12 protein-coding genes are annotated in these 13,251 nt (G+C 40.7%); 1 reads left to right on the plus strand and 11 read right to left on the minus strand.

The features are described from left to right. Positions 1–394: 394 nt before the first annotated feature. Positions 395–1,627 carry a hypothetical protein gene (locus AC1VU3_RS13560; protein WP_482983756.1) on the plus strand — a complete coding sequence of 411 codons (1,233 nt, stop codon included), beginning with the start codon at positions 395–397 and terminating at the stop codon, positions 1,625–1,627. Between the two features lie 51 nt (positions 1,628–1,678). On the opposite strand, the gene AC1VU3_RS13565 is transcribed toward AC1VU3_RS13560, so the two are convergent. The 11 genes from AC1VU3_RS13565 to AC1VU3_RS13615 all read right to left on the minus strand — a co-directional run bounded on the left by AC1VU3_RS13565 (position 1,679) and on the right by AC1VU3_RS13615 (position 13,180). After that, positions 1,679–3,127, minus strand: coding sequence for an S-layer homology domain-containing protein (locus AC1VU3_RS13565; RefSeq protein WP_482983757.1), 1,449 nt, complete (start codon positions 3,125–3,127; stop codon positions 1,679–1,681). Between the two features lie 434 nt (positions 3,128–3,561). Beyond that, on the minus strand, positions 3,562–4,881 hold the full coding sequence (locus AC1VU3_RS13570; protein WP_482983758.1) for an ABC transporter permease: 1,320 nt from the start codon (positions 4,879–4,881) through the stop codon (positions 3,562–3,564). Further along, positions 4,878–5,537: an ABC transporter ATP-binding protein gene (locus tag AC1VU3_RS13575; RefSeq protein ID WP_482983759.1), complete on the minus strand. Its 660-nt coding sequence runs from the start codon at positions 5,535–5,537 to the stop codon at positions 4,878–4,880. The genes AC1VU3_RS13570 and AC1VU3_RS13575 overlap by 4 nt, the downstream gene beginning before the upstream one ends. Positions 5,538–5,814: 277 nt before the next feature. Next, positions 5,815–6,471 (minus strand): phosphate signaling complex protein PhoU, encoded by a 657-nt coding sequence (phoU, locus tag AC1VU3_RS13580; RefSeq protein WP_482983760.1) that lies wholly within the window; start codon positions 6,469–6,471, stop codon positions 5,815–5,817. 15 nt (positions 6,472–6,486) lie between these two features. Then, positions 6,487–7,275 (minus strand): phosphate ABC transporter ATP-binding protein PstB, encoded by a 789-nt coding sequence (gene pstB / locus AC1VU3_RS13585; protein ID WP_482983790.1) that lies wholly within the window; start codon positions 7,273–7,275, stop codon positions 6,487–6,489. Positions 7,276–7,302: 27 nt separating this feature from the next. Next, on the minus strand, positions 7,303–8,127 hold the full coding sequence (gene pstA, locus AC1VU3_RS13590) for a phosphate ABC transporter permease PstA (RefSeq protein ID WP_480390252.1): 825 nt from the start codon (positions 8,125–8,127) through the stop codon (positions 7,303–7,305). Then, positions 8,127–9,044 (minus strand): phosphate ABC transporter permease subunit PstC, encoded by a 918-nt coding sequence (gene pstC, locus AC1VU3_RS13595; protein ID WP_480390251.1) that lies wholly within the window; start codon positions 9,042–9,044, stop codon positions 8,127–8,129. The genes pstA and pstC overlap by 1 nt, the downstream gene beginning before the upstream one ends. A gap of 11 nt (positions 9,045–9,055) precedes the next feature. Further along, a complete protein-coding gene (locus tag AC1VU3_RS13600; protein WP_480390250.1) occupies positions 9,056–9,886 on the minus strand; it encodes a phosphate ABC transporter substrate-binding protein in 831 nt (276 codons plus the stop codon). Positions 9,887–10,466: 580 nt separating this feature from the next. Then, positions 10,467–11,402 carry an acetamidase/formamidase family protein gene (locus AC1VU3_RS13605; protein WP_482983761.1) on the minus strand — a complete coding sequence of 312 codons (936 nt, stop codon included), beginning with the start codon at positions 11,400–11,402 and terminating at the stop codon, positions 10,467–10,469. 103 nt (positions 11,403–11,505) lie between these two features. Further along, on the minus strand, positions 11,506–12,069 hold the full coding sequence (locus AC1VU3_RS13610; RefSeq protein ID WP_482983762.1) for a histidine phosphatase family protein: 564 nt from the start codon (positions 12,067–12,069) through the stop codon (positions 11,506–11,508). Between the two features lie 160 nt (positions 12,070–12,229). Next, on the minus strand, positions 12,230–13,180 hold the full coding sequence (locus tag AC1VU3_RS13615; protein WP_482983763.1) for an acetamidase/formamidase family protein: 951 nt from the start codon (positions 13,178–13,180) through the stop codon (positions 12,230–12,232). Between the last annotated feature and the right edge of the window lie 71 nt (positions 13,181–13,251).

Raw genomic sequence — 13,251 nt, forward strand, 5'->3', positions numbered from 1 at the left:
ATCTTGTGGTTCTGGCGTTCTGGCCGATCTTGCGATTACGCTTATCTATCCTGCGATTATCAAAGAAAAATCGGAAGAAAGATTAAAGCGTCGATAGTTTCTTACATACCCCTCGAAAAAAGGAATAAGATTTAAATGTTTTTTGCCCATGTACTTGCCTACTTTCTATTCATATAAAAACATTATACATAAACTATTTAGTGAAATTTGTCATTTTAAGTCAAGTATTGAAATATGCACTATAAGTATATTTGATTCACTAATTTTCTTTCAAATTACCTATTTTCCTTACAACCATGCGAAACTTGTTGAACGATTTTTGTATCTAAACTCCTACCTTTATTTTAAAATGAAAGCATCTATTAACAGGAATAAACTTAGGAGGATCTTATCATTGAAAGATGCACGTCAAATAGCCAAAGTAATAAGCCTTGTTTTCTTTTCAGCTTTTGCAGCCACCAACCTAATTCGATTTGTAGCAGATTTATCTTTCCTCCCTATTTTTTTAAGTCTTTCTTTCGTGATCGGCGTCGTTTTCTTTATTGGAAATAAAAGGCTACTAAATACTGGTTGGAGCTTTGCGGTCGCTGCTGAAATTGTTATTCTGCTGCATATCTATTTCGAAAAACTTTCCACTGTAGCTGGAATCACTTACTTTATCGTATTATTTTTTATGAATATGCTTTTATTAAAGCTTCAAAGGTATGCGTTGGGTGCTTCTCTTTTAAATAGTTACACAGCATTCACTATAAGTTCTACTATACTCGTACTAACGAAGGGAACAGATGATTTACTTCTTGCAGAGCTACTAGTACCAGTTGCTTGCTCAATCTTCTATATAGTTTGGAGTGGGAGATTTAGCTATGGGTTATCTATTTTAATTTCCAATACCATCATAGGTCTTACCCTATACTACGGATATACGTACTTTATAGGAGGAGAAGCTACCTTCGCTGTACTATCCCTTAGTTTTGCGTCTATCTTATGTATATCTTTTTCCTTCAATGCAAGAAATATAACGTCCTTTAAGTTTGGCTACCAACGCTTTCAACAAGAACTTGCTGGAATCAAGCAGGACATACAACGCTTGAATTGGAACATTGCGAACGAAAAACAATGTCAAAACGAAGAGCTCCTTCAAGTATGGAATCAACTTAAAGAAGTAAAAAAGGAAAATCCAGTGGACGAGCTACTAGGAAGAACTGTTCACAGATATGATTTATCTGCAAAAGAAAAACTAATGAATACCTATACTATCCTTATCACTGCCAGTTCCAGCTGTCTATATATCTCCAGTGCAATTTATATGTACTCAATCACAAAGCTATCTCCTGCCCTTTTAATAGGTAGCTTTTTACTTTACACCCTCATTATGTTTTATTTGAGTAAATTGATGATGAAAGCCTGGCTTCTCCAATATATTAATCGACAAATCATCATGCCCTATAACTTAATGGTTTTTGAGAGACAAGAATTAGTTTATGCATTTCAAGCACTTCTGGAAGACAGAGGTTTACCGACTGGAACACAACGTGATTTGGAAAAGGTATACACGCCAAGAGAAAATACACTTTCGGAGCAACTAGATTTACCTTTATTTCTTACGGACCGACCTATAATGGAATAGTATAGGAAAAAGCAGAGACATTGTATATTCAACGTCTCTGCTTTCTTATTGCTAATTAATATTTGATGATGCAATATAGCCAACACGCTTTTTGCCATTTACAATCGTTTCCACTGGATACCAAACAAAATGGTTATCGGATGAGCTCTCTAGTGTATAAACAGGAGAACCTAAGATTGTCATTTTGATTCCAGCAGGAGTTGCAGTAAGCTTGGATAACGTGGTTGGCTGCTCACGAAGCCCTTTTCCTTTATGAGAAATCACGGCACCAGTTTTTAGCACCTCAGCAGAAGGTGTCGTGGTAGACAAAGCAAAGCTTTTTTTATTAAAGAGGATTGAATAATTGGTCTCCTCCCCGTATGTAAAGTCTTCCTTCGTCATCACGATTTTATCAATATTGGTTGAACGCAAGCCATTCTCCACTATCTTTTGGTATACCTTTTCTTGGTAAGCAGTTGGGTTTCTTAATCCTGTCGCTTGAAAAACCGGACTATTTACAGCCTTTGTCCCATTGTAGGCCATAACAGCAAAGTACCAGCTTTCCAGTTGCGTAGCATCATGAGCTCCTACCTTCGGTAAATCGCTTCGCTTAAAGTTTTTCGCAAGCATGTCAATACCAGTTTGTATATTGTAAACGACGTCATATTTCAGTTTCTCTACGTCATAGCCCTCTGTATTCGTGATTTGCATAATACCAATTCCACCATCACTGCTGATAATTGGTTCGCCATTTGGTTGGAAATGCGTCCACCCATTCTCTACAGCTGCCACACCTTTAACGATTTCCGGTGGGACACCAGCCTTTAACGCTTCCGTAGTAAGGAGGCAATTAACCGCTTGGCTTGTAGGATTTGTTTTAGAGCTATTATCATAGCCACAAGCATGTGCTTCCACTTTTAAGTCATCATTTAGCGCTCTCGCTAAGAAACCAGCAAAGTGAATACGAGTTACATAGTTTTGAGGACCGAATTCTTTTTCTGTATAACCCTTCGCTATACCCGCGGCAGTTACTTTTCGAATATCCGTATAAGCAGACGAGCCAACCTTCACATCCTGGAACGGTTGAGCTTCCTCTTGAAGTTTAAATGCTCTAGCTAAAAAGCTTGCCATTTGCGCTCTTGTAATATTGTCACCAGGGCGGAACGTATTGTCCTCTGGATAGCCTTTTATGATCCCTGCCTCTACAGCAGATTGAATGGCACCAGATCCATCAGTTGATTTTTTTACATCCTTGAACGATGTATCTCGAGGCGTCGTATCTAGTTTAAGCGCTTTAGCAATCATTTGAGCTGCTTGTTTGCGAGTGATATACTTCTCAGACCCGTACGTGCCGTCTCCCATTCCACTCATAATTTTATTGTCATAAAGATAGTTAACATGCTCATAGAACTGATTGCTCTTAGGAACATCCTTGAAAACCTGTGTCTCTGCCTGAGCCGGCGAAATATTAAAGCTTCCTAATAAAAGAGAAAGCCCTAACACAAAAGAAATTTTCTTCATCAATTTCCCCCTCCTTATCTATCACTCTACCATATAAAATAGGGAATTTGTAGAATATTGGTTCAGGCGGATGGGAAATATGGAGTTCTTTAGAGGAACTTTATTTCCAGTAGGCTTGGCTTTTCTGGTTTTGCTACAATGACTGCGGTTTTTGCTACAATCAACAGGCTTTTTGCTACAATGAGCTTCATTTTTGCTACAATATTTTCGGAGGCTTCACTTTCCTGTTTTTGCTGCAATGACTGCGATTTTTGCTACAATCAAATTTTCGGAGGCTTCACTCTTCTATTTTTACAACAAGCAATTCTCCGAAGGCTCATCTATAATCCAATCTCCCAGCTTTCTTCCATTATTTCCTCGGAAATAATATGATAGGATTCGCTATATTACTGCACAGAAAAGCACCCGAGCTGAATAAACTCGAGTGCCCACTTTTATTCAAAGCGCAAAGCCTTGCTTGGATTCATTCTCGCTGCCTTGAGTGCTGGATAAATACCAAATAGTGCGCCAATCCCTATAGAAGTGTATAGAGTGAGCTTAATTGCCCAAAGCGGTAACACTAGCGAAAACAAATCTATTTGATTGTTCCATAATTCAATAAAGCCATATCCTAATCCAATCCCTATAACTCCCCCAACGATACAAAGGAGGAAGGTTTCAAAGAAAAACTGCAGCATGATTTCAAAGGTAGTAGCTCCTAAAGCCTTACGAATCCCTATTTCCCTCGTTCTTTCTCGAACAGACATCACCATGACATTCATAATGCCGGTTCCACTAATAAATAAAGCAGTAGCAGTTATTCCTAAAAGCATCACCTGTAGAATAGATGTTACCTTGCTAAGGGCACCGAGCATTTGCTCCTGCTTAATCACACTAAAATCTATTTCGGAGTGATTTTCTTTTATTGCACTAAAAACCGCCGCATCGACTTCATCTATTGTTTCTACACTATCTGCCTCTACCACTATTTTCGTGAGGTTCTTCATATCGGTCACTTCAAGTGCTGTTCCTATCGGTATAATGATATTATTGTCGGTGCTGGAGCCAAGTGCCGCATTCGGTGCTAGTACACCAATCACTTCATACTCTTCCTCATTAATCAGCACCTTTTGTCCAACTATACTGTTGGCAGCAGAAGCATTCTCTCCTAGTAGCCTCTGCAATAATCGCTCCCAAAATGGTACTGGCTTTGTTTCTCCACCGCTTCCTTCCATATCCTCAGAAGGCACATCCGTTATGCCAAGTAAAGTCTGTTGAATATTATTCCCTAGAACTACCACTCTAGCATTAGCGTCCTGCTCCTCCTCCGAAAAGAAGCGTCCCTCTGCTAACTCAGCATGCTGAATTTGCGCATAGAGGTTGGTCGTTCCCACTAAAGAAGATTGCACCCTCTTCTCCTCGTACTCTACCCAGTTTATTGTCTCCAGCTGAGGTGTGACAGACTTCACATGGGGCACGGCTTCTACTGCCTCTGCATCCTCATAGGTGAGAGTGCTTGGTACACTCGTTAATCCACTTAAGAGATCCTTTTGCCCATTCGCAGTATCTAGTAACCTTCCTGGTATCACAAGAATCTGCTCCGCACCCAGGCTCCCCATCTGTTTCATGAGTGTGTCCTTTACGCCAATGGCAATAGCAGTCAAAACAATGACTGCGAACATTCCTATGACAATTCCCAGCATGGCAGACAGTACACGAAATCGATTCGACCATAATCCAAGAATAGCAAGCTTTAAGGCGGTTAGTATCTTCATTGAATCACCCCGTTCTTTAAATAGAGGATTCGATCAGCCCGCTCTGCTACCTCTAAATCATGAGTAATTAAGATGATTGTCGTACCCTGCTGGTGCACACGATCGAAGAGCTGTAAGATAGATGCCGTAGTTTCTTCGTCCAAGCTGCCAGTAGGCTCATCTGCCAATATTAGACTAGGTTCATTCACTAATGCCCTCGCAATTGCTACTCGTTGCTTTTCTCCACCAGAAAGCTGTTCAGGTTTTTGCTTTCGCTTATCCAATAAACCCATTTCCTCTAGAAGGGCATATACTCTTGCCTTTTTCCTCTTTAAACGCTTCCTGCCATACGTCAAGGGAAGCAAGACATTTTGATACACCGTCAAATTAGGAATCAGTTGAAAATGCTGAAAGACAAAACCAATCTCTTCATTTCTTAACCTTGTTCGTCGGTACTTGCTCATCTTATGTATCGGCTTTCCAGACAACTCATAGCTTCCTTTATCAACTTGATCCAATGTTCCGAGTAGATTTAACATCGTGCTCTTCCCAGAGCCAGACTTCCCCATGATGGCTACATACTCTCCTTGCTCCACTCGCAAGTTGATTCCTCGAAGAATTTCACTTTTGCTGCTTCCAGATCGATAATATTTTCTCACATCTCGGAGCTCAATCATTTATTCTCCTCCCCTCATGTCACTATCCAAGTTTCGACAAGAAGAGCGTAAACCCTTTTAGAAAATGAAAAATATCACTATACTACTAAACCTTTCCTTTTTTTCTTATGTAAAAAATACGATACGAGCAACTTGAAAACAGGAAATAGGATAGGAAAATCACGCCATGTATAAGCTCCTTGCTTTGCCTTGACAATAATAAACAATACACTGAATCAGTCTAAAGAATTAAAAAAAGCAGAAATGCTGGATATCCAACATTTCTGCCTATCTTTTATTAGATATTTAAATCATACATTTTCCCTTTAATAAGATATGCAGCACTTTCAGCAACATTCGTAATATGGTCAGCCTGACGTTCAAGAAAACGATTAATGAATAAAAGCTGAACAAGCTGATTTGTTTCCTCTGGGTGCTCACTTAAATAGGAAGTAAGCCTCTCATAGTTTTCTTTTCTATGCTTATCCACCTGGTCATCCAGTTCTCCAACCTCTTTAGCTAGCGCAATGTCTTCCTTTACAAATGCCTCTATTGACTTATGCAGCATTTCTAGAGAGACATCCTTCATTGGCTCTAGCTCTGTAAGATATAATAAGCTTTCTCTTTCTCCAATGACAATAGTAGATTTCGCCATATTAATCGCATAATCTGCAATTCGTTCGATGTCGCTAGAGATTTTGACAATCCCTATTATTCTTCGTAAATCTCTTGCAACCGGCTGTTCCTTTGCCATTAACCAAATAGCCATCTGATTAATTTCTTTTTCTAGCTCATCAATCTCGTTATCCTTTTCGATAACATTGATTGCCCCATCCAAGTCTTGCTTTTTAAGTGCATCGTAAGCCTGCACAATTACCTCGTCTGTCAGACGAACCATTTCCGCTAACTTATCTTCTAAATCCTGCATATTTTTTTCAAAGCTCTCGCGAATCATTATCCGTGCCCCCTATCATCCAAATCTGCCTGTCACATAATCTTCCGTACGAGAATCACGTGGTGTAGAAAAAATTATATTTGTTTGGTCATACTCAATCACTTCACCATTTAAGAAGAAGGCAGTTTTATCAGAAATTCTAGCTGCCTGCTGCATATTATGCGTTACGATTACAATCGTATAATCCTTCTTCATCTGAGCAATTAGCTCCTCCACTTTAAGTGTAGAAATTGGATCTAGTGCAGAGGTAGGCTCATCCATTAAGATAATCTCAGGTTTCATTGCAATGGCACGAGCAATACAAACACGTTGTTGCTGCCCACCAGAAAGTCCTAATGCAGAAGTCTTCAAGCGATCCTTCACTTCATCCCAGATTGCCGCTCCTCTCAGACTTTCCTCTACAATCTCGTCCAGCATTTTTTTATTTTTAATTCCTTGCATACGAGGTCCATAGGCAACATTATCGTAAATACTCATTGGAAACAGGTTTGGCTTTTGGAATACCATCCCTACCTTAGTGCGAAGCTTAATCACATCCTGGCTCTCATAAATATCTTCATGATCAATGACAATTTTCCCGTTAATCTTCACACCATCTATCAAATCATTCATTCTATTCAGTGTACGCAAGAAGGTTGATTTCCCACATCCAGAAGGCCCTATTAATGCTGTTACTTCTCTCTCTTGTATATCTAGAGAAACATCAAACAACGCTTGCTTTTCTCCGTAGAACAGATTTAGATTGGATACCTGAATCTTCCCTTCAACCTTGGCAGTAGTCATTGTCTCTTCCGTTCTTTCCATCATGGTTATCATATGAGTTCCCTCCAATTAATAGTCAGCCTTGTTAAATTTCTTGGAAATGAAAGTAGCAGTTACATTTAGTAATAGGATAATAACAATCAACACAATACCGATTGCCGCAGCAAGCTCAATATCACCAGTTTCCTGTGTGACTAGGTAAGAATGAACGGTTAACGTTCTAGCTGAAGAGAATATGCTTTCTGGCATCGCTGCAACCGTCCCTGCAGTTAAGAAAATTGCTGCAGATTCTCCGACAATACGTCCCATCGAAAGAATAATTCCTGATAGAATACCTGGCATTGCACTTGGCAGGATAACCTTGAACAATGTTTGCAGCTTTGTAGTCCCAAGAGCCAATGAGCCCTCTCGGTAGGCATTAGGCACAGTCTTAAGCGCCTCTTCCGTTGTACGGATAATTACCGGAAGAACGATAATTGTTAACGTAAGGGATGCAGCAATGATGGACATTCCTAGCTTCAAGGTCGCTACAAAGAATACTGCTCCAAATAGTCCATATATAATAGAAGGAATCCCTGTTAAACTTTCCGTCGCAAAGCGAATCATCTTAACTAGACGTCCCTGCTTCGCATATTCCTGTAAATATACAGCCGCCAAAATACCAATTGGAGTTGCAATGGCTAATGAAATAAGAATCGAATAAATCGTTGTAACGATCATCGGCCAAATTCCTCCGCCACCAGATGGGGAATAGTCACCAAAGATGAACTCAAAATTGATTAGTCGGAAGCCTTTATAAAAGATAAAGCCAACGATCACGACTAGCACTGCTACAGACAAGAAAGCAGCGCCCCAGAGCAGCCCACGAAATATATTGTCTTTTGTTTTTCTCATTAGTTGGCACCTCTAGAAGAAATTTTCGCTAAAACAAAGTTTAATATTAGAATAAAGGAGAATAACACGATACCTGTCGCAAACAGCATTCCCTGATGCGTACCTGATGCATATCCCATCTCTAACGCAATGTTCGTAGTTAATGGACGAACACTATCCGTCAGGCTAGTTGGGATAATCAAGCTATTACCTGCAACCAGAATAACTGCCATTGTCTCACCAATTGCTCGACCTAGACCTAGAACAATTGCAGCCATAATTCCAGACTTAGCAGCTGGAACAACCACCTTGAATATCGTTTCTATTTGAGAGGCACCAAGTGCTAGAGAGCCCTCGCGATACGTCTTCGGCACTGCACGAATCGCTGTTTCTGCGACTGTTACAATTGTCGGTAACATCATGATTGCTAGCACGAGAATAACTGCTAGTAGACTCTGTCCTCTTGCCAGCCCTAAATTATTTTGTAGAAAAGGTACAATAATCGCTAATCCAAATACCCCGTATAACACGGATGGAATTCCTGCTAAAAGCTGAATTGCTGGAGAAACAATCTTTGCCATCCTTTTAGGTGCAATTTCTGCTAAGAAGATTGCTGTAAATAATCCAACCGGCACACCTATGATTAATGCCCCTAATGTTGCAAGTAGGGAAGCCACGATCATTGGCAGTATGCCGAATTTATTCTCACTAGGCACCCACTCTGTCCCAAAAAGGAAATCCATAAAGCTATAGCCCTCAGCGACAAATGGGTAAGACCCCTTATAAAAAACGAAGGCGATAATCAAAGCCAAGCTCACAACAGATAGGAGCGCACATCCTAGAAAAACCTTTGCAGACAAGCCTTCTAGAAAGTACTTGCGTTTATTCGCCTTCTTCATTTCCACCTTTTGTTGTTCCAATTCTGGAATAGTCGTCATGACATGTCCTCCTATTCAAGCACTGGGATGGCACCGGCTTCTGAAACAACTACTTGTCCATCCTCGCTTAAGATATAGTCAATAAATTCTTGACCGTTTTCAGATAGCTGTCCATCCTTATAGACAAACAAGAAGGGACGAGAAAGGCTATACTGTTGATCGAGAACATTTTTAGCTGTCGGCTCCACCCCATTAATCTTCAATGGTTGGATAGATTCATCTATATACTCAAAGGAAATAAATCCAACAGCATGCTTATTCATCGCAACTGTTGTTTTAATATTACCGTTTCCACTCGCTACAATTGCATTTTGAATGAGCTCACCAGAGGAATACCCTACGATTTCCTGAAAGGCATCTCGAGACCCGGAGCCATCCTCACGAGAGACAACGACTATTTCTAAGTCCTCTCCACCTAGCTCTTTCCAGTTCGTCACTTCACCGGTAAAGATTTGCTTCACCTGTTCCAATGTAAGATCATTCACTGGATTCGATGGATGTGTCACAACTACAATTCCGTCATACGCAATAATGACTTCCTCGAGCTGTGCTGCTTCCTCTTCCTTTAAATCACGGGAGCTCATCCCGATCTCCGATACCCCATTTGTGGCATTGGCGATTCCTGCAGATGAACCAATTTGGTTTACCTCTATATTCACTGAATTTGTTCCTTCATATTTCATCGCTAGCTTTTCCGCAAGCGGACCCACGGATGTAGACCCAGAAATGGAGATTGTGTTGCTACTACCACTAGCTGTTGTATCACTTGCGTTTGCCCCACACCCTGCTAACATAAGTGCTACCGTAAACGTCAGTCCCAGACCAAATCTCTTTAAAAACATGAGAACCTCCCAAAATAAGTTTTCCATTCATATATCTCTATCATAAAGTCCAATAGTTAACCTACTATTAATCCAATGTAAAGCTTTTGTAAACTTTTTAATGAATTGTGTCTCACACAGGGACAGACACAATTCTCCACCGAACTGTGCCTCACACAGGGACTCCGGACTGCCGTGCACCGAGCTCCGGTGAATGTTGTAAAAATGAAGCATAATGTTGTAAAAATCATCATTAATGTTGTAAAAATTAGGCATAATATTGTAATTCTAAAATTCCGCCATGAAAATGTTGTAAAAGTAAGACATAATGTTGTAAAAATCACCCGCTATGTTGTAAAAACGAAGCATAATGTTGTAATTCTGAACTAACGAGCACCGAACTCCAGAGAATGTTGTAAAAACATGAAGTAATGTTGTAAAAATCACCTGCTATGTTGTAGAAATGAAGCATAATGTTGTAATTCTGAGCTACCGAGCCGCCGAGCTCCTCACCCAAAAAGTCATCAGAATTGCGCCTCACACAGGGACAGACACAACAAAAAAGCCCAGCATAAAAGCCGGGCTTTCCATCATCCAAACATTATACACTAAACACTGCGAGCGGTAGCAACGCACTCACAATATATTGGCCATCGTCTACAATCTCCGAGATTTTCAAGTCTACACATAAACTCGCTAACAGATAAGCGTCCTTCGGATCCATCTTATATGTTTCTGCAATATGAGAGACCATCGCACGAACTGCATCCTTTGCAGCATTCAACAGATCCGATCCTACCCCTGTAGTCCCATAAAAGCCTTTATGATCTACCTTTGGAGTAAGTGCTCCCTTCGTCAAAAACTGGGGAGACGGGATTTCTTTCCCTTTTATTAATCGAAACTTCAGCGTGGCAGTCATCGGACATTCAAGTGCAGTTACACATACCTCTCCGTCCCCTTGTGCTGCATGCCCATCTCCGCAGCTGAACAATGCCCCTGCTTCCTGGACAGGAAGATATAATTTCGTGCCAACTGTGAGCTGTCGAATATCCATATTGCCTCCGAAACTGCCAGGCGGCATAATACGAGCATCCTTCGCCCCCTTCGGACAAACGCCCATCGTTCCTAAGAATGGCTGAATCGGCACTCGGATATCCTCACGGAAATGTATGTACTCGCCATCCGACAAGTCGAACGTTCTCAAATAGGCATCTGGAAAATCTTCTTCTAGTAAGCCATGCTCTGGGAGAATATACATCCAGCCCCAGCTTCCTGTCTTCAGCTCCACGATCTCTATCTCTAACGTATCACCCGACTCCGCACCGTTTACCGCTACTGGCCCAGCTAACGGATAAACCCGCTTTCCATCAATTAAATCAATTTCCTCTGTCTGTGAATGAATTTGAAACTGATCGTCCACCACATCTCTCGTCTCAAAAACAACTGTGTCGCCACTGTCGATAGTCAAGACTGGGCTTAAATCCTTATCCCACCTAAAATGCACCTGCTCCTTTGATAACTCATGAATCACACCCATCCCCTATTCTCCCCTCTCTTTATTATCCAAATAATAACATATTCATCACCCACAAAGACGGCACCATAAGTTTATTAATCCAAAACCTAGTTATCATAAGAGATTATTCCCATAATCTTTGGACCGATAGCAGAGTTTCCCCTGCAAAATCCAATTTATAAATGTCTGGTTTCGAAGTGTTTTTCCAAAACTCATATCCATACTCTTGATTGAAATAATTCATTATAATGGTCATCACATTCCCGTGAGTTCCTATGACGATCGTCTTCGCCTGATACTCATTTAGAAGATGTTTGATTACAGGAATGGCTCTATTTTGTACATCTCTAATTGACTCTCCACCAGTGAAGGAAAAATCGATATCCTCATAGGAAGCCTTTATTGCCTGCTGAATCTCTTCTTCTGTCATTTCATCATCGCCTAAATGCCTTTCCCTTAACTCTTCATACACCTTTATTTCCATATCATTCGCATTCGCAATCCCTTTAATAGTTTGAATTGCTCTCTTATACGGGCTTGAAACAATTACATCGATTTTCTTATTATTCATGATGTCCGTCACTTTTTTTGCATCTATCATACCCTGTTGAGATAGGTTTCTCGAAAGCTCTTGACCAAGTATAAATGGTGACTTTGCGTGTCTTACCATATAAATGTTAGTATTCATGATTAGCAGCCTCCTACTATTTCCCCCCTGTTACCAAAAACAAAAAAGTACACCACTGAATTTTAGCGATGCACTAATGGTTGACAGGAAAGATAAAGTTCATTTCTACTAATAAAAACATACATTATCTTTCATTTTACACAGCAGCCGTCCTTCCAACTTATTTTTCATCAAAAACAGCTAGTGGTAATACCGCACTCACAATATATTGTCCAGCATCTACAATTTCGGAAATCTTTAAGTCTACACATAGACTAGCAAGTAAATATGCGTCCTTTGGCTCCATCTCATATGTTTCGGAGATATGCTGAACCATGGAGCGAAGTGCATCCTGAGCTGCCTTCATTAAATCAGGTCCCACGCCAGTTGTACCATAGAAGCCCTTGTGATCGACCTTCGGAGTCAATGCTCCCTTCGTCTGAAACTGTGGAGTCGGAATCTCTTTTCCTTTAATTAAACGAAACTTTAACGTTGCAGTCATCGGGCATTCTAATGCAGATACACATACCTCTCCATCCCCCTGTGCTGCATGCGCGTCACCGCAGCTAAATAAAGCACCAGCTACCTGAACAGGAAGATATAGCTTTGTACCGATTGTCAGCTGACGGATATCCATATTTCCACCAAAGGCTCCTGGTGGCATGATTGGCTGACCATCTGCATTCTTCGGGCTAACCCCCATCGTCCCCAAAAACGGCTCGATTGGAACCTTGATATCCTCACGTAAATGAATGTACTCACCATCCGACAAATCAAAGGTTCTTAAGTATGCATCTGGAAACTCCTCCGGCAACAATCCAAGCCCAGGCAAAATCGCCGTCCAGCCCCAGCTACCAGTCTCTAAATTCACAATCTCCACTTCCAATGTATCCCCTGGCTCTGCGCCTTCAATTGCCACAGGCCCAGCAAGCGGATATACCTTGTCCCAGTTCAAATTGGCAATGGACTCAGTAGTAGACTCTATAGAAAACTGATTGTCCGTAACCTCTCTTGTCTTAAAAACTACCGTGTCCCCACTCTCTATGGTTAAAACCGGCTTCGCATTCTTCTCCCAAGCATAATGCACAACATCCTCCGGAAAATAATGCACTTTCTCTGTCTCTACTGTCATTTTTATTTCCCCCTAAGCAATTTTTAAATTAATAGAATAATATCATATTTCAGATAAATAAAATAGACTTA

This window comes from Psychrobacillus sp. Z16_25, from assembly GCF_056856695.1.